Origin of the sequence: Nocardia huaxiensis, assembly GCF_013744875.1 — a bacterium.
In the GTDB taxonomy this organism is placed as follows: Bacteria; Actinomycetota; Actinomycetes; order Mycobacteriales; family Mycobacteriaceae; genus Nocardia; species Nocardia huaxiensis.
Map to the genome: position 1 here is coordinate 4,677,577 of NZ_CP059399.1, position 21,126 is coordinate 4,698,702.

At 69.3% G+C, this 21,126-nt stretch carries 18 protein-coding genes; 9 read left to right on the forward strand and 9 right to left on the reverse strand.

The window, feature by feature from the left end; genetic code table 11:
- Positions 1-124: 124 nt before the first annotated feature.
- On the reverse strand, positions 125-2,284 hold the full coding sequence (locus H0264_RS21065) for an MMPL family transporter (protein ID WP_181579129.1): 2,160 nt from the start codon (positions 2,282-2,284) through the stop codon (positions 125-127).
- 324 nt (positions 2,285-2,608) lie between these two features.
- Complete coding sequence (locus tag H0264_RS21070; protein ID WP_220139800.1) at positions 2,609-3,427, reverse strand: class I SAM-dependent methyltransferase; 819 nt, start codon at positions 3,425-3,427, stop codon at positions 2,609-2,611.
- 94 nt (positions 3,428-3,521) lie between these two features.
- Between H0264_RS21070 and H0264_RS21075 the strand changes: the two genes are divergently transcribed.
- Positions 3,522-4,358, forward strand: a complete 837-nt coding sequence (locus H0264_RS21075) for an AraC family transcriptional regulator (RefSeq protein WP_231085875.1) — start codon at positions 3,522-3,524, stop codon at positions 4,356-4,358.
- A 7-nt stretch (positions 4,359-4,365) separates the two neighbouring features.
- Entirely contained in the window at positions 4,366-5,484 is a 1,119-nt protein-coding gene (locus tag H0264_RS21080; RefSeq protein ID WP_231085873.1) for a serine hydrolase domain-containing protein, read from the forward strand.
- A gap of 82 nt (positions 5,485-5,566) precedes the next feature.
- Here H0264_RS21080 and H0264_RS21085 read toward each other — a convergent pair whose 3' ends face one another.
- Positions 5,567-5,854, reverse strand: coding sequence for a hypothetical protein (locus tag H0264_RS21085; protein ID WP_181579130.1), 288 nt, complete (start codon positions 5,852-5,854; stop codon positions 5,567-5,569).
- A gap of 260 nt (positions 5,855-6,114) precedes the next feature.
- Here H0264_RS21085 and H0264_RS21090 point away from each other — a divergent pair, with 260 nt between their 5' ends.
- Together H0264_RS21090 and H0264_RS21095 are read left to right on the forward strand one after the other, a co-directional pair.
- Positions 6,115-6,537, forward strand: coding sequence for a spore germination protein GerW family protein (locus tag H0264_RS21090; RefSeq protein WP_220139801.1), 423 nt, complete (start codon positions 6,115-6,117; stop codon positions 6,535-6,537).
- 182 nt (positions 6,538-6,719) lie between these two features.
- Entirely contained in the window at positions 6,720-7,172 is a 453-nt protein-coding gene (locus tag H0264_RS21095) for a hypothetical protein (protein ID WP_181579131.1), read from the forward strand.
- Between the two features lie 98 nt (positions 7,173-7,270).
- On the opposite strand, the gene H0264_RS21100 is transcribed toward H0264_RS21095, so the two are convergent.
- The 4 genes from H0264_RS21100 to H0264_RS21115 form a co-directional block, all read right to left on the reverse strand.
- Positions 7,271-8,926 (reverse strand): bifunctional 3'-5' exonuclease/DNA polymerase, encoded by a 1,656-nt coding sequence (locus tag H0264_RS21100; RefSeq protein WP_181579132.1) that lies wholly within the window; start codon positions 8,924-8,926, stop codon positions 7,271-7,273.
- Between the two features lie 65 nt (positions 8,927-8,991).
- Positions 8,992-10,140, reverse strand: a complete 1,149-nt coding sequence (locus H0264_RS21105) for a transcription termination factor Rho, short form (protein ID WP_181579133.1) — start codon at positions 10,138-10,140, stop codon at positions 8,992-8,994.
- Positions 10,141-10,458: 318 nt separating this feature from the next.
- On the reverse strand, positions 10,459-11,856 hold the full coding sequence (locus H0264_RS21110) for a TldD/PmbA family protein (RefSeq protein ID WP_181585725.1): 1,398 nt from the start codon (positions 11,854-11,856) through the stop codon (positions 10,459-10,461).
- A gap of 23 nt (positions 11,857-11,879) precedes the next feature.
- Positions 11,880-13,406: a TldD/PmbA family protein gene (locus H0264_RS21115; RefSeq protein ID WP_231085872.1), complete on the reverse strand. Its 1,527-nt coding sequence runs from the start codon at positions 13,404-13,406 to the stop codon at positions 11,880-11,882.
- A gap of 187 nt (positions 13,407-13,593) precedes the next feature.
- Between H0264_RS21115 and H0264_RS38695 the strand changes: the two genes are divergently transcribed.
- Positions 13,594-14,763, forward strand: coding sequence for a TetR/AcrR family transcriptional regulator (locus H0264_RS38695; RefSeq protein WP_231085871.1), 1,170 nt, complete (start codon positions 13,594-13,596; stop codon positions 14,761-14,763).
- A gap of 225 nt (positions 14,764-14,988) precedes the next feature.
- Here H0264_RS38695 and H0264_RS21125 read toward each other — a convergent pair whose 3' ends face one another.
- The gene (locus H0264_RS21125; protein WP_181579134.1) at positions 14,989-15,756 is read right to left on the reverse strand and encodes a TSUP family transporter; all 768 of its coding nucleotides are present in this window, start codon (positions 15,754-15,756) and stop codon (positions 14,989-14,991) included.
- A 62-nt stretch (positions 15,757-15,818) separates the two neighbouring features.
- On the opposite strand from H0264_RS21125, the gene H0264_RS21130 reads away from it, so the two are divergent.
- Together H0264_RS21130 and H0264_RS21135 are read left to right on the forward strand one after the other, a co-directional pair.
- The gene (locus H0264_RS21130) at positions 15,819-16,994 is read left to right on the forward strand and encodes a sensor histidine kinase (RefSeq protein WP_181579135.1); all 1,176 of its coding nucleotides are present in this window, start codon (positions 15,819-15,821) and stop codon (positions 16,992-16,994) included.
- 113 nt (positions 16,995-17,107) lie between these two features.
- Entirely contained in the window at positions 17,108-17,770 is a 663-nt protein-coding gene (locus tag H0264_RS21135; protein ID WP_181579136.1) for a response regulator, read from the forward strand.
- An 18-nt stretch (positions 17,771-17,788) separates the two neighbouring features.
- On the opposite strand, the gene H0264_RS21140 is transcribed toward H0264_RS21135, so the two are convergent.
- Positions 17,789-18,586, reverse strand: coding sequence for an alpha/beta fold hydrolase (locus tag H0264_RS21140; protein ID WP_181579137.1), 798 nt, complete (start codon positions 18,584-18,586; stop codon positions 17,789-17,791).
- A gap of 212 nt (positions 18,587-18,798) precedes the next feature.
- Between H0264_RS21140 and H0264_RS21145 the strand changes: the two genes are divergently transcribed.
- Both H0264_RS21145 and H0264_RS21150 read left to right on the forward strand, forming a co-directional pair.
- Positions 18,799-19,296, forward strand: coding sequence for an FxsA family protein (locus tag H0264_RS21145; protein ID WP_181579138.1), 498 nt, complete (start codon positions 18,799-18,801; stop codon positions 19,294-19,296).
- A 223-nt stretch (positions 19,297-19,519) separates the two neighbouring features.
- Positions 19,520-21,115 carry an amidohydrolase gene (locus H0264_RS21150; protein WP_181579139.1) on the forward strand — a complete coding sequence of 532 codons (1,596 nt, stop codon included), beginning with the start codon at positions 19,520-19,522 and terminating at the stop codon, positions 21,113-21,115.
- Positions 21,116-21,126 lie beyond the last annotated feature (11 nt).

A 21,126-nucleotide genomic window follows, 5' to 3' on the forward strand; every position in this document is an offset into this window, starting at 1 on the left:
CGCGGCCGATTCGGGCGTTGCGCGCGACAAGGCCGGCGCCCCGGCCTTTGTGGCCGGGCACAGTGCGCGCGCGGTTGCGGGAATCGGCAAGCGAATTCGCTTGTGACAAGGTGCACAACACCGTTCACACGGTGGCGGTGGACTCCTCCCGCACCGCGATTCGATGGTGTACGCGTTTCAAGAAGCCGGGCGCCCACCAGTTGGCGTCGCCCAGCAGGCGCATGAGCGCCGGCACCAGCACGCCGCGGATGACGGTGGCGTCCATGAGCACGGCCAGCGTCAGGCCCACACCCATCAGCTTGGTGAACGACACCTGCGAGAACGCCAGTCCCACACAGACGATCGCCATGAGCGAAGCGGCGGCGGTGACAATGCGGCCGGTGCGTTCCAGGCCGTAGGCGACGGCGTCGTCGGTGACGCCGCGCACCCGGTACTCCTCGGCGATCCGCGAGAGCAGGAACACCTCGTAGTCCATGGACAGACCGAAGGCCAGGCAGAACACCAGCACCGGGACCGGCGCGGCGAGGTAGCCGGTTTCGGTGAAATCGCCTACCAGCCACTTCAAGTGGCCGTTCTGGAAGATGTAGACCATGGCGCCGAAGGTCGCCGACAGGCTCAGGGTATTGAGCAGCACCGCCTTGATCGGGATGATCACGCTGCCCGTGAAGGCGAACAGCAGGATGATCATCGCGATCACGATCAGCGCCACGACCAGCGGAAGACGCTGGGCCAGACCGGCTTTGGTGTCGGTGTTCTCGGCCGTCGCGCCGCCGACCAGCAGCGGGGCGGGGGAGTCGGTGGCGCGGATCTGCTCGAGCAGCGTATCGGCGGCCGGGGAGTACGGGTCGATATCGGGCAGGACCGTCAGATGCGCGCCGTCGGCGCCCGGCACGCTGCGGACCAGCCGCACATGCTCGAGCTGTTGCAGCCGTGTGGTGAGGGTCATGAGATCGGCGCTGGAGATGGGGCCGTCGACCACCACGTCGAACTGACCCGCGGTGGTGGCGGGGAATTCGGCGCGCAGCACATCACCGACCTGACGGCTCTCCACGGTGGCGGGCAGGGCGCGATCATCGGTCAGGCCCAGTTTCAGCCCGGCGAAGGGTGCGCCGAGCAGCAGTACCAGCAGCAGTGCCGCACCGCCGAAGGCCAAGGGACGAGCCGTGACTCGGCGTGCGGTGCGATACCAGAAGCCCTGCTCCGGCTGCTTGGGCGTCGGCTCGGGGCGTCCGAGCAGCGTGCGCACGCCCCGGCGGAGATCGAGTGCGTCGATGCGATGCCCGAACAGCATGAGCAGCGCCGGCAGCAGCGTCACCGTGGCCAGGGCGGCCAGCAGCGTCACCGACAGACAGGCGGCTGCCAGCGAGCGCAGGAACGGCATCGGGAACAGCAGCATGGCCAGCATGGCGATCACGATGGTGGCGGCCGAGAACAGCACGGTGCGACCGGCGGTGGTGACCGTCGTGAGCACCGCGGCCGGAATCTCGCGCCCGGCGCGGCGCTCCTCACGGAACCGGCTGACCAGGAACAGGCTGTAGTCGATGCCGAGGCCCAGGCCCAGCACCGTGGTCAAGTTCAGCGCGTAGCTGGACACCTGTGTGAACTCGGTGAGCAGTCGCAGCGTGCCGAACGTCCCCACGATCGACACGATGCCCAGCACCAGCGGCAGCCCCGCCGCCACCAGACTGCCGAAGATCAGCACCAGCAGCACCAGCAGAATCGGAATCGATACCGCCTCACTGACTTTCATATCGTGGGTGAGCTGCTCGGTGACATCGTGATAGCTGACCGCGGCCCCGCCCAGCCGCAGGTGCAGGCCCTCGTAGTCGCGATCGCGATAGTCGGCGAGCAGTCGTTCGGCGACCTTCTCCACCGCGATCTCGTCGCCCGGAATGTCGACCGCGATGAGCGCCCGGCTCCGATCGCCATTGCGCAGGAACTCCAGCGAGCCCGTCGACCAGTACGAGTTCACCGACCGCACGCCTTCCACGGCGGCCAGTTCCTTGGTGAGGGCGGTCCCCGCCGCACTCACCGCCGGTGTGTCGACTGTTCCGGAGGTTTGCGGAACATCCACCAGCACAATCACATTGGGTGTTCCCGTGGTGTACTTCTCCGCCAATATCCGTGCCGCCCGCGCCGATTCGGCGTCGGCGTTCCAGAACCCGCCCCCGGACAGTCGCTGCTGCACCGATGCGCCGCCCACCCCGGCCAGCACCAGCAACGCAAGAATCACCGCGACAACAGTTTTCGGCCGGCCGACAGCCAGCCGTGCGAGCACGCCCACTTGCCCCTCATCTCCCTGCGAGCGCCGGGATCCCGGCGCCGTTCCCGGCGCGAAATTCCGTACCAGCGCCGCGGCACGGGAGTATACGAGCTCGGAATCCCTTGTGCCGGACGAGAAAACTGCCCAATCCGAGCGCGCACTGTCCCAGTCGGAAGTGGTAATCGCTGGTGGTACAAGGAAATCGAATGCCGTTCCGATTCCGGTAACCCGCAGGTCCCCAGAATGTAGGGGGTTGTGGTGAGATGGCGGGCCTGATGGGATCGTTCGCCGGCGGGGCCCGGATCCGGGCTCGCTACAGTGACCGAATCGACATGTGCGCCTTCCTCACAGGACCGGTCGGCGGGCCGTCACCTGAAGCCATCGGATCGGCGCGTAGAACGCCCCTGATCCATAACGGCGGTGCAATTCCGCGGCGGCGATGGCGGTGGCGGATTCCAGATCGAGGGAGGGATGCCGCTCGATCTCACCACGCAGTGGGGTGCCCTGGCAGAAGGCCACCGCGCCGGTCTCCGCGGTCGAGTGGCTCGCACCGTCGATGTATTCGCCGCGGATCTGTTCGAAACCGGCCTCGGTGAGTTCGTCGTGGATTCGCTCGAAGTCGAAGTAGCCGTACGGGGTTCGAGGGAAGAACTCGACGGGGTCGTCGGGCGCGGCCGTGGCCAGGGCTTGGGTGATGAGCAGCGGTACGGTGTTGTTCTCGATGCGATCCCAGACATTGAAGGCGAATATGCCGCCCGGCCGCAGCACACGGAGGGCCTCGGCGTAGCCGTGCACCTTGTCGGGGAGGAACATGACGCCGAACTGGCAGGCCACCGCGTCGAAGGAGCGTTCGGGGAACGGGAGATCCTGTGCGTCGGCGACCTGCCATCGCACACGATCCGAAGCCAGACGCGGGGCGGCCGCGGCCAGCATGGGTTCGTTCAGGTCGGTGGCGACGATGGTGTGCGCGCCCAGCCGGGCAAGGGTTCGGGTGAAGATTCCGGTTCCGGCCGCGGTTTCGAGGACCTCGACCGCGTCGGTTTCGGCCACCGCTTCCGCGAGTAGCCGGGCCGGTTCCTCGAAGATCATCGGGACCAGCAGGGTGTCGTAGATTTCGGGGATGGACCCGGTGAAGGCCGTATCGCCGCCTCCGGCCGTGGTCACGAGCCCGGCCTCGGGTCGCCACTCATCAGCCGATGCTACCGCCGGTGGGTTGCTGGGCGGGGCATTTCCGCAGGTGAATAGGTACGCTGGCCGGGTGTGGGATTTCGCGCGGGCGGTCGGCGCCGCGCCACCGGGCGTGGCGATGATCGGATACCGCAATGTGGGCGCGCCGGGACTGGAGTTGCGGGTGGCCGGGGCGGCCGCCGTCACCATGGTGATCGAATTCGGGGGTGCGGGGCTGCTCGTCGAGGACGCGGGCGGGCGGCGCGGGCTCGGTGGATTCGTGGCCGGGCTGCCGCTCGAGCCGGCGCGCATTCGTGGGGAGCGGCCCGCCTGTCTCGAGGTGCGCATGTCGCCGCTGCGGGCATATTCGCTCTTGGGTGTCGCGCCAACGGAATTGGGGCACGGTGTGGTCGCGCTCGACGAGCTGTGGGGTGCGCGGGCCGGGCAGCTGCGGGAACGGCTCGCGGCCGCCGCGAGCTGGGACGAGCGCTTCGCGGTGACGAAAGCCTTTCTGGCACAGGGCGATATGGCGGCGCGGGCGCCCGATCCCGAGGTGATCGAGGGCTGGAATCGCATTCTCGCGTCGCGCGGGCAGGTGCGGATAGGCGGGCTGGCCGAAGCCCTGGGATGGAGTCACAAGCGGCTGTGGTCGCGGTTCGAGTCCCAGGTGGGATTGACGCCCAAGCGGGCGGCGATGCTGGTCCGCTTCCGGTCCGCGGTGGACGGATTGCTGGCGGGCAAACCGGCCGCCGAGGTCGCCGCGGAATGCGGCTATACCGATCAGGCGCATCTGTGCCGGGACGTGTCCCGCTTCGCCGACCGCACACCCGCGGCCCTGACCGCGCACTACCTGCCGGCCATCGCCCAGCAGCGGTATCGGGCGTGGGGAAGATTTGTCCAATACCCGGCGGGAGCCCGCGGCCGATAGTTGTGCCGTGACCAACACATTCGATCCCGAGAAGCTACAGACCGCCCTGCAGAACCTGCACCGCGCGGGCATGCCCGGAGTGTTCGCCGAGGTGCGTGACGGCAACGAAATCTACCGTGGCGCAGCCGGATTCGCCGACCTTGCCACGAAACGCCCGGTCACGCCGGACATGCGCCACCGCGTCGGCAGTATCACCAAGTCCTTCACCGCCGCCGCCGTACTGCAACTGGCCGACAGCGGCGACATCGACCTCGACACACCGATCGGCCACTACCTGCCGCTACTGGTGTCCGGCGAACGCGGCACCGCGATCACCGTCCGCATGCTGATCAATCACACCAGCGGCCTCGCCGAATACTTCCCGCTCGCCAACCCCTCCCTCGCCGCCTTCCCCGACCTGGCCAAGACGACCCCGGAAAGCCTGGAGGCCAACCGCCGCACCAGCTTCGACCAGATCGAACTCATCGGCATGGGTGTCTCGGCGCCGCCCACCGGCGTCCCCGGCGGCACCCCCGGCCGCTACTCGAACACCAATTACCTACTGATGTGCCAACTTCTGGAGGCCATCACCGGCACATCGGCCGAAAAGTACATCACCCGCAATGTCATCGAACGCGCCGGCCTGCGCGACACCGAACTCCCCACCGGCGCCCACATCACCGGCCCGCACTCCCGGCACTACGAATCCTGGTTCGGCATGATCGACCCGCCCCGCGACTACAGCGTCTACGACATGTCCTGGGTAGGCCCGTCCGCCAACCTCATCTCGACCGTCGCCGACCTGAACCGCTTCTACGCCCTCCTGCTCTCCGGCGAAATAGTCAGCCCGGCCGCGCTGGCGCAGATGCAGCGCACGGTCCCCGTCATCTCCTTCGAGGGCAAAACCATCGAGTACGGCCTGGGCCTGCACAAGGTCACCGTCCCCGGCCACGGAACCTTCTGGGGCCACGACGGTTCCGTCTGGGGCGGCGGCGCCATCTCCCTCACCAGCGCCGACGGCCACCGCCAAATGTCCATCGCCGTGAACCTGCAGCGCTGGAACCGCCTCGACCCCTCGGGAGCACCTCAACCCCACCCCATCGACGCCGCCCTGCAATCCCTGATCCAGCTGACCCTGTGCGGCTGACCACCCGCTCAGGCGGGCGCGGGACCGTCGAACCGTCCCGCGCCCACCGCCCGGTGAACTCCGTCCATACGCCGCAATCGGCTCAGCCGACTCGGCAGAGCCATTCGGTGCCGTAGTGGGTCGCGTTGCCGCCGTCCAGGTGCACCCAGTGGCCGCCGTTGTCACCGCACGGCTCGCCTTCGACATGTTCAGGGCTCGGCGGGGTGGAGGGCTGCACGCCGGCGCTGCCGGTGAACACGCCGTCGGGGAGGGGAATGGAGATGCCCGGCGCCGGTTGCCACACATCGGCGGTGGCGGTCGCCGCGGCGATGAGCGGAATCGCGATCGCGCCGGTCACAGCTGCTGTCAGGACTGTGGTGAAACGCTTCATGGGCGGCCTTTCTGGTTGGGCTGGTTCGACCGCTCACCGCGTCGCGGTGTCCGGCTATCTCATATTGATCATCCGTCCAGCACCTCTGAAGTACTAGCAAATTGCCCGCTAACCAGACCATGATCTACCTCACCCTCGGCCTCGATCCGGATCGCCCGCATCCCGCCCGCCGCGTCCCCGCCCGGCATACGCTGTCCCCGAGCGGCCGCGCATCGTCGGCGCGGCAGAGCCGAACCAGTCGAACGGCAGGGAGGGTCAGCGTGACCATTCCGGACAGTATTCAGGGACAACGCTTTACGAGCGATCCAGCGGACGCGGCAGCGAAACTGCTGGAGCGTTTGACCGACCACCTGGGGGGACAGGCCTCGGTGCGCACCGTCTTCGGCGCCCCCGTCACCGCTGACGGCGTCACCGTAATCCCGGTAGCCAGTATCGGTTTCGGCTTCGGCGGCGGCGCCGGCAGCGAATCCGGCGACGAGAAGTCCTCAGGTGGCGGCGGAGGCGGTGGCGGCGTCGGAGCCCGCCCCCTCGGTTTCATCGAGATCAAGGACGGCACAACCACATACCGTCCGATCCACAGCCACTGGATCGACCTGCTCATCCCGCTCAGCGCCATTGTGGCGGCAGCCGGGGCGAAGAGCACGGTCCGCGCCGCCCGCGCGTACCGCCGCACCCGGCGATAACGGACCCGCCCGTCGGCCACCGACCCGAGGATCGCCCAAAGGTCGCTGCCGGGCTGGCAGAATGGCTCGGCGTGAGTGGGTTGCGTTGTGGCGCTGCGGCTGTCGTCGCGGGGTGTGCGTTCGTACTGTCGGGCTGTGGTGCGGATGTCAGGCAGGATCTGCTGTTCGGGGAATCGGCGACGGTGTCACGGATCGACGGCACGGTGGGAATCGCGGTGCTCCGCATCGATCAGGGTATGACCTCGGATCTCGACGGCCTCACCCACGCCCTCACGAAGTCCTCGGTGGTCGGCATCGGTACGCCCTACTACGTTCGCTACCGCCTTACCCGCACTTCCGTCGGCGCCGACGTCGGCACCTACTTCGCCGTCTACGCGGGCCGGAATCGTCTGGCGGAGCTGACCATCAGCCCGGCGCCGTTCTCGGGGATGACCGGGGCCGGCGTGAAAGCCGGCGTGGAAAAGGCATGTGCGGGGGTGAAACCGGACGAGTTCAGGGCGTTGAGTCAGGGGCAGAGCCTGGAAGGTTGCACGCCCTTCCTCGCTGATGCGACGGTCGATCCCGAAGCTCCGACCCGAGTCCAGTGGGTGCCGTATGCGGGCAAGGTGGTTGCGACCTGGCGCCCTCCCGCGTAACTCGGCAGTACCTCCGCGGCAGCGCGATCACCGATCGAGCAGTCGCGTCATGAGCGGGCGGTGTGGGCATTCGTGGATCGACTGGCGTTGGGCGGTTCTCATTTGGCGTCGCCGTAGCATTCGACGACGGCGGTGGTGAAGGGGAAGCGAACGGGGGTGGGGCCGAAGGCCAGGCGGCTCGCGGATGCTGCTGCGGCGGTGATGAGTTCGGTGACCTGCTCGGATTCTGTTGCGGGGCAGTGGACTATGACTTCGTCGTGTTGGAAGAAGACGAGTTCGGCGCGCAGGCCCGCGTGGAACATGGTGTTGCGCAGGGTTGCCAGGACCAGGAGGGTCCAGTCGGCGGCGCTGCCCTGGACGACGAAATTGCGGGTGAAGCGGCCTCGGGCGCGGGCGGCCGCGGTGCTGCCGTAGACGGGCGGTGAATCCTGGTCGGGGTCGGTGTGGTCGGTGGACGGGGGAGAGGTGCGGCCCATCCAGGTGCGGACCATGCGGCCCTCCTCACCGGCGCGGGCGGCATCGTCCACATAGGCCACCGCGGCGGGGTAGCGGCGGCGGAGTTCGGCCATGTGGGTGAGGGCGTCGCCGGAGGTCTGGCCGTAGATCGCGCCCAGGAGCGCGATTTTGGCCTGGTCGCGGTCGCCGCCGAAGGCGCGGGCGGCCAGGTCGGCGTAGAGGTCGTCGCCGCGACCCGCCACCTCCATGAGGCCCGGATCGCGGGAGATGGCGGCGAGGACGCGCGGTTCCATCTGGCCGGCGTCGGCCACCACGAGATGCCAGCCCGGGTCGGCGCGGATCGCCCGGCGGATCACCTTCGGAATTTGCAGGGCGCCACCGCCATTGGTGGTCCAGCGGCCGGTGACGGTGCCGGCCGGAATGTATTCGGGACGGAAGCGGCCGTCGTGCACCCACTGGTCGAGCCAGGCCCAGCCGTGCGCGGTGTGCAGCCGGTAGAGGGACTTGTAGGCCAGCAGCGGCGCCACCGCGGGATGATCGATTTCCCGCAGTTCCCATTTCCTGGTGGAGGACAGGATGATTCCGGCGCGGGCGAAGGCTCTGACGATGTCGGCGGGTAGGTCGGGACGGACCCGGGCGCCGAAGGCCCGCGACACCTCCTCGGCCAGCTCCGCCATGCGCCGCGGCTCCGACGCCCCTGAAATACGTTCTCCCAGCATGCTTTCCAGCAGCTCCCGGTGCACATCGGCGCGCCACGGAATTCCGGCCAGATTCATCTCCGTCGCCACCAGGAGACCAGCCGATTCCGCCGCCAGCAGCAAGCGCATCCGCTCGGGATGTTCGGTCTCGGCGGTCCGCGCCACCTGCCCCGCGTAGACCTCCAGCAGCGCGGTGAACTCATCGGCCCCGGGAGGCATTGGGACGGGCGCGGATTCGAACAGCGACGGCTGCGTATCGGCAGCCCGCACCGGCGCGTCCGGCGGCACCGGCAGATTGCGCAATCGCGCCCAGGCAGCCGCCAATGACCGAGGCTGCCCCGACTGCCCCTGCTCGTGCCCGATCAGCAGCGCCTCCGCGGCCTCCACGTCATAGCACCGCTCCGCCCGCACGCCCGCGGCCAGCAGCCGCCGATGAATCTCGCTGGTGGACCGCCACACCCACCGTTGTACCTCCGGCCGCGCCCGAACCGCCTCGACCAGTGACGGCTCGTCCACCACCGGCCCCGCGGGCCGGCCGTCGGGACCGAGCGGACACAGACGCGCCCCGCCGTCCTCCGTGTCCGCCACCGCCCATCGCATGGTCGAGAGTCTTGCAGCAGGCACAGACAAGTTCGTGAATCAGCGCGCCGAGCGGGCGGACGGCCTCAGCCCGCGTTGCGGATCTGGGTGAGGAATTCGGTATTGGTCGAGGTTTGGCGCAGGCCGGTCAGCAGCAGTTCGAGGGATTGCTGCGGTTCGCGGCCCGCGAGGGTCCTGCGCAGCGAGCGCGTCGCGACCAGTTCGGCGGGGGTGAAGAGCAGGTCTTCCTTACGCGTGCTGGAGCGGTCGACATCGATGGCGGGGAACAGGCGGCGGTCGGCCGACTGGCGATCGAGTTTGAGTTCGGCATTGCCGGTGCCCTTGTACTCCTCGAAGATGACGGTGTCGGCGAGCGACCCGGTTTCGACCAGGGCCGTGGCGATGATGGTGAGCGAGCCGCCGTGCTCGATATTGCGGGCCGCGCCGAGGAATTTCTTCGGCGGGGCCAGGGCTGCGGCGTCCACGCCGCCGGAGAGGACGCGGCCGGAACCGGTGGCCGCCAGGTTGTAGGCGCGGGCCAGACGGGTCAGCGAATCGAGCAGCACGACCACGTCGCGACCCGCTTCGACGAGACGTTTGGCGCGTTCGATGGCCAGCTCCGCGAGCGCGATGTGTTCATGGGCCGGACGGTCGAAGGTGGCGGCGGCCACCTCGGCGGGGACCGCACGGGACAGGTCGGTCACCTCCTCGGGGCGTTCACCGACGAGCACCAGCATGAGATGGCATTCGGGATGATTCTTGGCGATGCCGTGCGCAATCGATTGCAGCACAGAGGTTTTGCCGGCCTTGGGCGGTGCGACGATCAGCGCGCGCTGACCCTTGCCGATGGGAGTGACCAGATCGATTGCGCGCGTGGTCAATTCGTGCGGCTCCGTTTCGAGCCGCAGCCGGTCGTCCGGGTAGACGGGCACCAGGTCCGCGAACCGGGGCCGGCGCAACGCATTGTCCGGCGGCAGCCCATTGATGCTGTCGATGGTGGTCAGCGGTGCGAGTTTCGCGTTCTCCCGTCGCGTTCCGGCCGTGCCGGTGACGATATCGCCACGGCGCAACCCGAATTCGCGAACCAGTCGGGTCGGCACATGAAGATCCTGCGGTTCGGGCAGATAGCCCTCGACCCGCAGCGTGCTGTGCTGGTCGGTGATGTCGAGAATGCCGGACACGGTCCGGCTCTGTTCGGTCACGACATCGGATGGATGAATAGTGGTGTCCTGCATGATGTTTTCTCCTGAGTGAAGTGTGGATGCGGCGGGTCCCCATGAATGCCGCCCGCGGGGTGATGACGTTCGCTGAACGCGCGGAAATACAGTGCTGCCGGAATCCGGAAATTCGAATAACGGCGCCTACAGCGCGGCGAATCCGTCGTAGAGAATCTGGATCCTTGTGGGAGGGAATCGTCACCTGCGTCCACAAGATGGAGACCGCACCAACGGTAGCGGCAATCAGCAGAACACGCAACCGTGTCCGATTGTTCCCCGGTCACAACCGGGGGATCCGGGCGTCACCTCAGGACCTGTGACGCCCGGATCGCGAGCTCAGGTGGCCTGGCTCACCGACGACATGTGGAAGTCGGGAATGCGCAGCGCCGGCATGGCCGTGCGGGTGAACCAGTCCTTCCATTCGCGGGGGAGCGTGATCTCGGTGCGGCCCGCCTCGGACACGCGCCGCAGCAGATCGAGCGGGCTCTCGTTGAAGCGGAAATTGTTGACCGCGCCGGTGACCTCACCGTTCTCGATGAGGTAGACGCCGTCGCGGGTGAGCCCGGTGAGCAACAGCGTGGCCGGGTCCACCTCACGGATGTACCACAGGCAGGTGAGCAGCAGGCCGCGCTCGGTGCGGGCGATCATGTCCGACAGGCTCGCCTCGGAGCCGCCTGCCATGAGCAGGTTTTCACCCGGCAGCGTGACCGGCGCATCGAATTCCGCGGCGGTGGCGCGCGGGTACACGAGCGACTCGATGACGCCCTCGCGCACCCAATCGGTGCGCTGCGCGCTGAGCCCGTTGTCGAACACCGACAGCGATTCCGACGAGGACGGCGTCGCCACGAACGGACGGTACTCGAGCCCGGCGGCGCTCGGATCCGAGTACAGGGTGAGCGGAATCGCGCTGAGCCGCTCACCGATTCGAGTGCCCCCGGCGCGTGAGAAGGCGGTGTGGCCCTCGTGCGCGCCGCGGCCCTCCATGGTCCACGCCATGTAGATCATGAGATCGGCGACGGCCGACGGCGGCAGCAGCGTTTCGTAGCGTCCGGCGGGCAGCTCGACGCGCCGTTTGCTCCAGTCCAGGCGGCGGGCGAGTTCGGCCAGCAGCGCCGGGGTGTCGACATCGGCGAAATCGGTGGTTCCGGTGCCCACCCAGGCGCTGGCGAGATCGCTGCCCTCGCCTCGCTTTCCGTTGATCTCCACCGACCCCGTCGGCTGCACCCAGCGCCGCCGCAGCCCGGTGGAGGTGCCCAGCCAGGTGGAATGCATCTGATGGTGGGCGAACCCGTAGAGCCGGTCCGCACCGTCGAATCCGACGGCCAGATCGCGCGCCAGATCGGTGAACACGCCGATGTCGGTGGTCGCCGGAGTGCCCTCCCAGTCGAGCACCAGATCTAGCGTGTCGCCCGCGACGGCCGCCGGATCGAGCAGCGGCACAGCATCTTTCGCGGGCTGCGCGGTGCGCGCCGCCTCCTCGGCGGCCCGCACCACGTACTCGATATCCGCGGGATCGACGCTCGTGGAGCTCACGCTGCCGACCCGCGCCGCATTCGGCCCGTTCCGGAAGATGGCGACCACGGCCCAGTCGCGCGCGACCGAGGAACCATTGGTGGTCATGGAGTTTCCGGCCCAGCGCAGCGACGCCTCGTGCGCGTCGGTGACGATCACCATGGCCTCGTCGGCGCGGGAGGCACGCAGCGCGCGTTCGACGACCTCGGGGGCGGGGAGCACACTCACCGTTGTCGGTCCTTTCCCTACTGCCCGGCTTCGGCGCGGGTATTGAGCACATTGATGCCGCGCACCAGAATCGACGGGCAGCCGTGACTGACCGCCGCCACCTGACCGGGCTGAGCCTTACCGCAATTGAACGCACCACCCAGCACCCAGGTGGACGGCCCGCCCACGGCCTCCATCGCACCCCAGAAGTCGGTGGTGGTGGCCTGGTAGGCGACATCGCGCACCTGCCCGGCGAGTTCGCCGTTGCGGATGCGGAAGAACCGCTGGCCGGTGAACTGGAAGTTGTAGCGCTGCATATCGATCGACCACGACTTGTCGCCGACGATGTAGAGGCCGTCCTCGACCCGGGAGATGAGTTCGGCGGTGCTGGTGTCGCGTTCGGGATCCGGTTGCAGCGACACATTGGCCATGCGCTGAATGGGCACGTGATGGGCGGAGTCGGCGTAGGAGCAGCCGTTCGAACGCTCCAGGCCCAGGCGCGGGGCGAACACCCGGTCCAGCTGGTAGCCGACGAGCACGCCGTCGCGCACCAGATCCCAGCGCTGCCCGGCCACGCCCTCGTCGTCGTAGCCGACGCTGGCCAGGCCGTGCTCCTGGGTGCGGTCACCGGTGACGTGCATGATCGGCGTGCCGTAGCGCAGCGTGCCCAGTTTGTCGGGTGTCGCGAAGGACGTTCCCGCATAGGCCGATTCGTAGCCGATGGCGCGGTCGTACTCGGTGGCGTGCCCGATGGACTCGTGGATGGTGAGCCACAGATTGCTCGGATCGATGACCAGATCGGTGGGGCCCGCGGTGACGCTGGGCGCCTTCACCTTGTCGGCCAGCCAGCCCGGCATCCGCGCGAGTTCGCCCGCCCAGTCCCAGGTTCCGTCCGCGCCGGTCACGTACTCCCAGCCGCGGCCGGCCGGGGCGGCCAGGGTGCGCATGGTCTCGAACACGCCCGCCGACGGATCGACCGTGATGGCCTCGAGCACCGGGTGCAGCCGCACCCGCTGCTGGGTGATCCGCGAACCGAAGGTGTCCGCGTAGAACGTCTGCTCCTTGACCTGCAATACCGACGCGGTGACATGATCCACGCCGTCCGCGGACCGCAGCCGCTCCGAATACTCCTGCAGCAGTGCCACTTTGTCCGGTGTCGGCACCGAGAACGGATCGAGGTCATAGGACGAGACCCACTCGACATCGTCGTAGCGCGGCTCGGCGGCGAGCTGCACGCGCTCCCGGTTCAGTGCCCGCAAAGTCGTGGCAACCGTGACCGCGCGCCGCGCCACCTCGGCTGCCGAGGCGGTGGTGAGATCCGCGTGTGAGGCGAAACCCCAGGTGCCGTCGACGATCACGCGCACCGCGAACCCGAGATCGGTGCTGTCGCTGACCGATTCCACCCGGCCGTCGCGCAATCGTATGGACTGCTGCAGAAGTCGGTGCACCCGCAGATCCGCGTACTCGGCACCCGCCGCGCGCGCCGCCGACAGCGCCGCGTCGGCGAGCGCGGCCAGGGGCAGTGCGCGGAACTCCTCGTCCACGAGCTTGGTTGCGATGCTCACCCGTTCCAACCTAGAGGCTGACACCGGAGTCCTTCAACAGCACACACTCTCAACCTCAGCTTCACAGTCTGCAAACGTGCACACGCTGCAACAATGCACGAACTGCGAAGACGCACACCATGAAACGCGCGCGACAAGCCCTGGACATGCCACGTTTTGCTGTCCGGATGCCGTAGGGTCTGCCCGCGTGCCGCCATCCGCACTCCGCGACCGCAAACGAGAACGCACCCGCCGCGCCCTGTATCAGGCCGCCGTCGAACTGTTCGAGACCAGAGGCTATGAGGCGACCACGGTCGCCGATATCGCCGCGGCCGCGGAAGTCGGCACCCGGACGTTCTTCAACTACTTCGCCAGCAAGGAAGAACTGCTCTTCCCCGAACCCGACGAACGGGTCTCGGCGGCGGCGCAGGCCATCGCCACCCGCCGCCCCGGCGAACGACCCGTCGAGGTGCTGCTGCGCGCCCTGCGCGCCGCCGGCGACAACCCGGGCGACCACCTCGGCGACACCCTGCCCGCCCGCATAGCCGTTGTGCGCGCCCAGGTTTCGCGCACCGTCTCCGCGGTGAGCGGCCGGGCCGCCTACGCCCAGCAGGTCGCCCAGCAGGAGATCGCCCGCCACCTGCGCGCCGCCTTCCCCGACGAACTCGACGAGGTCGGCGCCGCCGCACTGGTCGGCGCGGTCGTCGGCGCGGTGTCGGGCGCGCTGTCAGTTCTCTTCCAGCAACCCGGCATCGAGGACGCCGACCAACTGCACCGCAAGATCCAGGAGATCACCTCGAAGGTGCTGGCCCCCTGGCTCACCGAACCGGTCAGCCTCGAATCCGGCAGCGGCGCAACCACTGAGGCGGACGCCCGGCCGGCGCTGGGCTCGGCCCCCGCACCCGCGCTGGGTTCGGCACAGCTGTCGCCGACCGGATCGGCGCAGGTGCCGGCAGGATCAGAGGCGCCCGGTGGCAATTCCGGATCGGCGACGCCCGTGGGTGGCTCCGGATCGGCAGTGCCCGAAAGCGGCGTGGCGCAGGCGCCGACGGGTTCGTCGCCGCACGAATCCGACCGGGCGACCGTCGAGCAGCCGCGCCGCCCGGAACCCGAACCGGTCCGTTCCATGGCGACCGTCCACCGGCTCGGCCCGGAGATCGTGCGCCGCGCCAGCGCCGATCACCGCGCCCTGTTCCCCGAGCGGCGACCGGTCGAGCGCACACACTGCACGGAAGTCGATCCGGCGCGGCTGAATTCGATCGAATCGCTGATCGGCGACAACCCGGGCCGCGCGCCGGGCGGCGAATCCTCCGGGCCCGACGACTCCGCGCTCGGCGGCGACCGAGAGCTAGGTCTGCCAGAGGATCTGCTGGTGTAGCAGCCGCGGCCCGCCGTCGCCGCTCGTCATCCCGGCATGCTCTTGGCCGGGATGACGAGGGTTGGGCTCGCGCCGGGATGTGGAGGGTTCGGTTGCTGAGGGCGGGATTCCGGCCGCAGCCAACACAATCCGCGCCGCAACTGTCGGAATGGCGGACCTAGCGCCGATTGTGTGCGCTCAGGCCGGGTGCGACACCCTGTCGCGCGGCGCGAACCTCCTGTCGCCCTACCCGAACTGCTGCCAGCCCAGCCGAATCGCCATGGCGACCACCACGACCAGCAGCACCGCGCGGACGAATCCCGCGCCCCGGGCCAGCGCCATGTGCGAACCCACAATGGAGCCCGCCACATTCGCGACGGCCATGGCCAGGCCGAGTGCCCACAGCACGTGGCCCGTCGCGCCCAGGAAGATGAGCGAACCCAGGTTCGAGCCGCAGTTGATGACCTTGGCCATGGCTGCGGCGCGGACGAATTCGGTGCCCAGCATGGTGGCGAAGGTGATGATCAGGAACGTCCCGGTGCCGGGGCCGAGCAGTCCGTCGTAGAGGCCGATGAGCCCGGCGGCCATCCCGATGACCAGCAGCGTCTTGCGCCGGGTCGGCCGGTGCGTGGCCATGGTGACGCCGATGGACGGGCGCAGGGTGATGAAGACCGCCACGCCGACCAGCACCACCATGACGATGGGAATGAACAGCTCGCGGTCGATGAGCCCGACCGCCGCCGACCCGCAGGCCGAGGCCACCGCGGCCAGTGCGGCCGCCGGGAGCAGCGTCTTCCACCGCATGGGCACCTTGCGGGCGAAGGTCAGCACGGCCGCGCTGGTCCCGGAGAAGGCCGCGATCTTGTTGGTGCCCAAGGCGGTCTGCGGCGCGAGGCCCGGCAGGACGACGAACAGGGTCGGCAGCACGATGAGTCCGCCGCCGCCGACCACCGCGTCCACCCAGCCGGCTGCCGTGGCCGCGGTCAGCAAGACCGCCCAGTCCCCAATGGTCATGGGATGACTCAAGCAGAGCGGACAATCCCGGGCAAACCGGCAGCGCCCCGTAGGGTGGTGCTGTGCGCCGGTTCAGTTTGTGGCTGCGCGACAGGCCACTGATCACCGACTCCATGCTCGCTCTGGGGTTGTTCGTTCTCGATATCCTCGCCATCGGCGAAAGCCGGCAGAAGGTGATCTACGCCGTTCTCGGCGTGGCACTGTCGGTGCCGATCGTGTTCCGGCGCACCTATCCGCGCGCGGCGGCGCTGGCCCTGGTGCTGATCTCCTTCGCCACCACCGTGATCCACTGGGCCGGCGGCGACCACGACGCCGTCCACCCGGCCCTGCTCGGCCTCGGCATCATGCTCTACACGCTGGTCGCGTATGTGGGCCGCCGCGAAGGACTCTGGTATCTGGGCGCGCTCATCGCCGACAGCGTCCTGTCCTGGATCATGATCGGCAAACCCGAAGGCGTCGACGCCCCCTTCACCGCCGTCTACTACGCCCTGTGCTGGACCCTCGCCGAATTCGTCGGCGCGCGCCACGCGTATGACGCCGAGGTGGCCGCCCGCCTCGCCGTCGCCGACTACGACCGTGAACGCCGCGCCCACGACGCCGTCGCCGCCGAACGCACCCGCATCGCCCGCGAACTCCACGATGTCGTCGCGCACGCGGTGAGCGTGATCATCGTGCAGGCCGACGGCGCCCGCTACGCCCTGCGCCAGGACCCCGACACCGCCGAGCAGGCTCTCGCCACCATCGCCGGCACCGGCCGCGAAGCGCTGCGCGAACTGCGCCGCACCGTCGAGCTGCTGCGGACCGAGCATGCCCCCGAACAACTTCCGCAGCACGGCACCGCCGGCATCGCCGGCCTCGTCGCCATGATGCGCAATGCCGGGCTGAACGTCTCGCTCGAACTCACCGGCGAAATCGATTCCCTCAGCCCGGAAGTCAGCCTCGGCATCCACCGCATCGTGCAGGAGTCGCTCACCAACACCCTGCGCCACGCCGGCTCGGACTCGCACGCCGACGTCCGCGTCACCCGCCGCGACACCGACGTCCTCGTCGAGGTCATCGACTGCGGGGGAGCCCCCGACACCCGCACCCCGGCCCCCGCCATCCCCGGCAGCGGCCTCGGCCTGGTCGGCATGCGCGAACGCATGGCCGTCCTGGGCGGAACACTGACAGCGGGCCGGAACGGCAAGGGCGGCTGGGCCGTTCGCGCCACCATCCCCCTCGACCGCGAGAGCGACTGACCGCGTCGCCGCCGTCCGCCCCGGGTGCTGTAGAACTCGGCGTGTCACCGCGTTGACCCCGCGCACCGATGTGGGTGGCCGGCACCGCGGGCCGGGCCGATAGATTGAGAGTCGTGCCGATCACTGTGCTGGTAGTCGACGATCAGGAGCTCATGCGTGCGGGGTTGCGGATGGTGCTCGGCGCGCACCCGGACATAGAGGTGGTGGGGGAGGCCGACAATGGGGCCGCGGCGATCGCGCGGGCGGCCGAATTGCGGCCGGATGTGGTGCTCATGGATGTGCGCATGCCCATCACCGACGGTGTGAGCGCCACCGCGCAGATCATCGAATCCGGGTATGGCAGCCGGGTTCTCGTCATGACCACCTTCGACCTCGACGAACACGCGCTGGGTGCGCTGCGGGCCGGAGCCAGCGGATTCCTGTTGAAGGACACGCCGCCGGAGGACCTCATCTCGGCCATTCGGTCGGTGGCCGCCGGGGATGCGGTGGTGTCGCCGAAGGTGACCAAGCGGCTGCTGGACCGCCTCATTGCCGAGGATCCGGCCGCGGGACGGGATCCGGGCGTGCTGGAGGTGCTGACCGCGCGGGAGCGGGAGGTGCTCGAGCACATCGCGGCCGGGCGGTCCAACGCCGAGATCGCCGCGGCGCTGTTCCTGTCGGAGGCGACGGTGAAGACGCATGTGGGACGGGTGCTCACCAAGCTCGATTTGCGCGATCGAGTGCAGGCGGTGGTGCTCGCCTACGAGACCGGGCTGGTGCGACCGGGTAACGCTTGACCTGGAAGTGCCTGCGGCTCAGGATGATTCGTCGAGGAACTCGCGGATCACGGTGGTGCAGGCCGCGGGCGTCTCCAGCTGCGGCAGATGCCCGCTGCCGCCCAGCACGATGCGCGCAGCCGCCGGAATGCCCGCTTCGATCGCGCCGCAGTGGGCGTGGACGTCGGGATGGTCGAATTCGCCGACGACGACCAGGGTGGGCACGGCGATCTCCCCGAGCCGGGGCAGGGCGGGCGCCTGTGACATGCGCTCGAGCTCCATGGGCGGATCCAGATTGCCGGGACTGGCGCGCAATATGTCCCGAAGCCGTTGCCGCGCACCGGGATTGGCGGGTGCGACGAACCACGGATCGGTCTCGGTCCAATAGCTGATCTGATCGGTGATCGAGTCGTCGCGAGTGGGTATGTCGCGGCCGCCGCGCGTGAGGAAGTGCTCACTCAGCGACAGCCCGCTGACCAGCGAGCCGATCAGGATCAGTCGGCCGACGAGATCGGGGTGCTCGAGCGCGCACCACAGCGTCACCAGGCCGCCGAACGAACAGCCGATCAAGGTCACCGGCTCGTCCGCGACCGCGCGCGCCACGGCGGCGAGATCCTCGGAACTGGAATACGGACCGGTCGGCCGAGGTGAGCGTCCGTACCCGCGCCGATCCCAGCGCACCACCCGATGATCCTTCGCCAGCGCCTCGAACTGCGCATCCCACGAGCCGCAGTGCGAGAGCGCGTCATGGGTGAAGACCACCGGCGGCCCCGCGCCCGCCGCCTCCACGAAGAGACCGGCCGCCGCCCGCACCTGCTCGGAGCCCCCGCTCGCCATCTCTCAACTGTAGATTTCCGCTCGCCTCGAGATCGTGGAAACCGGGTGATACCCGGACCCGGCCGCGCGGTCGCCGACCACGCGCTGAGCTGGCAGAACCCGGTGGATCGGGCATGGTCGCGGGCTCTGGGCGGCTGTGTGCGCGGTCACGCCGGGAGAAAATCGGCCGTCTCGCGCGTTGTAGGGGTGAATCGATCGAAAGGATCGCCCGGATGCCTGCCCTCCTGTTCCTCGCGTACTTCGCCGCCGAGATCGCCACGCTCGTGCTCGTCGGGCATTTCATCGGCGTGTTCCCGACCATCCTGCTGCTCATCGCCGGGTCCGCGGCGGGTCTGATCCTGGTGCGTTCGCAGGGCAGGCGCGTGTTCGAGGGCTTCCGCAAGGCCGCCCGCGGCGAGATCGAGCCGAGTACCGCCGTCGCCGACGGCGCACTGGTCACCGTGGGCGCGGTCCTCATGTTCGTGCCCGGTCTGCTCACCTCGTTCCTCGGCCTGCTGGCGCTGACCCCGGTGACCCGGTTCCTGTTCCGCCCGATCGTGGCCGCCTTCGCCGCCCGCCGCCTCAACCGGGTGGCCACGGCCGTCGGCCCGTTCGGGTACCGCAATGTGGTGATCGACCCCGACGGCGAGGTCATCGACGCCACCGTGGTGAGCGAGTACTACGACGACGGCCAGGGCCGCACCACCTACCGCGCCATCGACCCGAACTGAGCTCTGCTTTTCCCAGGGGCTCTGCTTTTCCCAGGGGCTCCGCCCCCGGACCCCCGGAATCGGGGGCGCTGCCCCCGGCCCCCGTTACGGGGCGCGGTAGCTGCGCGGTATGCGCGCGGCCGGTGTGAGCGTGCTGGGGCGGGTGTGGTTGTGGGCGGGGGTCCGTCCTGCCATTCGGCCCCGAACCCGGTGCGGCCGCGCCCGTGCGGCAGACTGGAGACCTGTGAGTACCCAGTTGCTTGTCGGCGGCCGTATCTATAGTCCGAGTAATCCGGACGCGACGGCGATGGCGGTGACCGACGGCACCGTGGTGTGGGTCGGCGCGGACCGTGCGGGGCGGGCGATGCACCCGGACGCGGAGATCATCGATGTGGACGGCGCGTTCGTCGCGCCCGCGTTCGTGGACCCGCACGTGCACGTCACCGCGCTGGGGTTGAAGCTCACGGGACTCGATCTGGCACAGGCGGGTTCGCTCGCGGAATGCCTCGAGGCGCTGCGGACGTTCGCCGCCGCGCGGCCCGACGGCGCGATCCTCGGCGAGGGCTGGGACGACACCGTCTGGCCGGAGGGACGGCCGCCGAGCCTGGCAGAAATCGATGCCGCCGCCCCCGGTCGGCTGGTGTATCTGGCTCGCGTGGACGCACATTCGGCCGTCGTGTCGACCCCGCTGCTGGATGCCGTCGCCGGTATCACCGAGGCCGCCGGCTTCACCCGGGGTGAACCGCTGCGCGGCGACGCGCACCACCGGGTGCGGGCCGCCGCACTGGGCGCGCTGGATCGCGGTCAGCGCGACGCCGCCCGCCGAGCCGCCCTCGACCACGCCGCCGCCCAGGGCATCGCCGCCGTCCACGAATGCGCCGGCCCCGAGATCTCCGGCGAGACGGATGTCCGTGAGCTGCTGGCCTTTTCGCACGGCGTCGAGGTGCGCGCCTACTGGGGTCAGGCCGTGCGCACCGCCGACGAGGCCCGCACCCTGCTGAAGGACCTCGGCGTGCACGCCCTCGGCGGCGACCTGTTCGTCGACGGCTCGATCGGCTCGCACACCGCGTGGCTGCGTACCCCCTACGCCGACCGCGACACCACCGGCACCTCCTACCTCGACGCCGACGCCGTCCACGCGCACGTGCTGGCCTGCACCGAGGCGGGCATCCAGACCGGCTTCCACGTCATCGGCGACGCCGCCATGGACGCGGTCGTCACCGGATTCGAGCGGGTCGTCGCCGAATTGGGCGGTCCCGCAGTCGCTTCCCGCGGCCACCGCCTCGAACACGCCGAAATGCTCGACGCCGACCAGATCGCGAAACTCGCTCAGTGGGGCGTAATCGCCAGTGTCCAACCGGGTTTCGACGCCGCCTGGGGCGGCCCCGACGGTATGTACGCCACCCGTCTGGGCGCCGACCGCGCCGCCACCCTCAACCCGTTCTCGGCCATGGCCGCCGCGGGCATCTCCCTGGCAATCGGCTCCGACGCCCCCGTCACCGCCCTGAACCAGTGGGAGGCCATCCGCGCGGCGGCCAACCACCGCACCCCCGGCCATCAAATCTCCCCCCGCGCCGCCTTCGCCGCCGCCACCCGCGGCGCCTGGCGCGCCGGCGGCGTCCGCGACGGCCTGGCCGGCACCCTGGTCCCCGGCGCCCCCGCCTCCTACACCCTCTGGGACGCCGAAGACCTCGTGGTGGCCGCGGCCGCCGACTCCGTCCAGCGCTGGTCCACCGACCCCCGCTCCCGGGTCCCCGGCCTCCCGCCCCTCACCCCCGATGCCACCCTCCCGCGCTGCCTGCGCACCGTGCACCGCGGGGTCACCATCCATGAGCTCTGAGCCCGGCACCG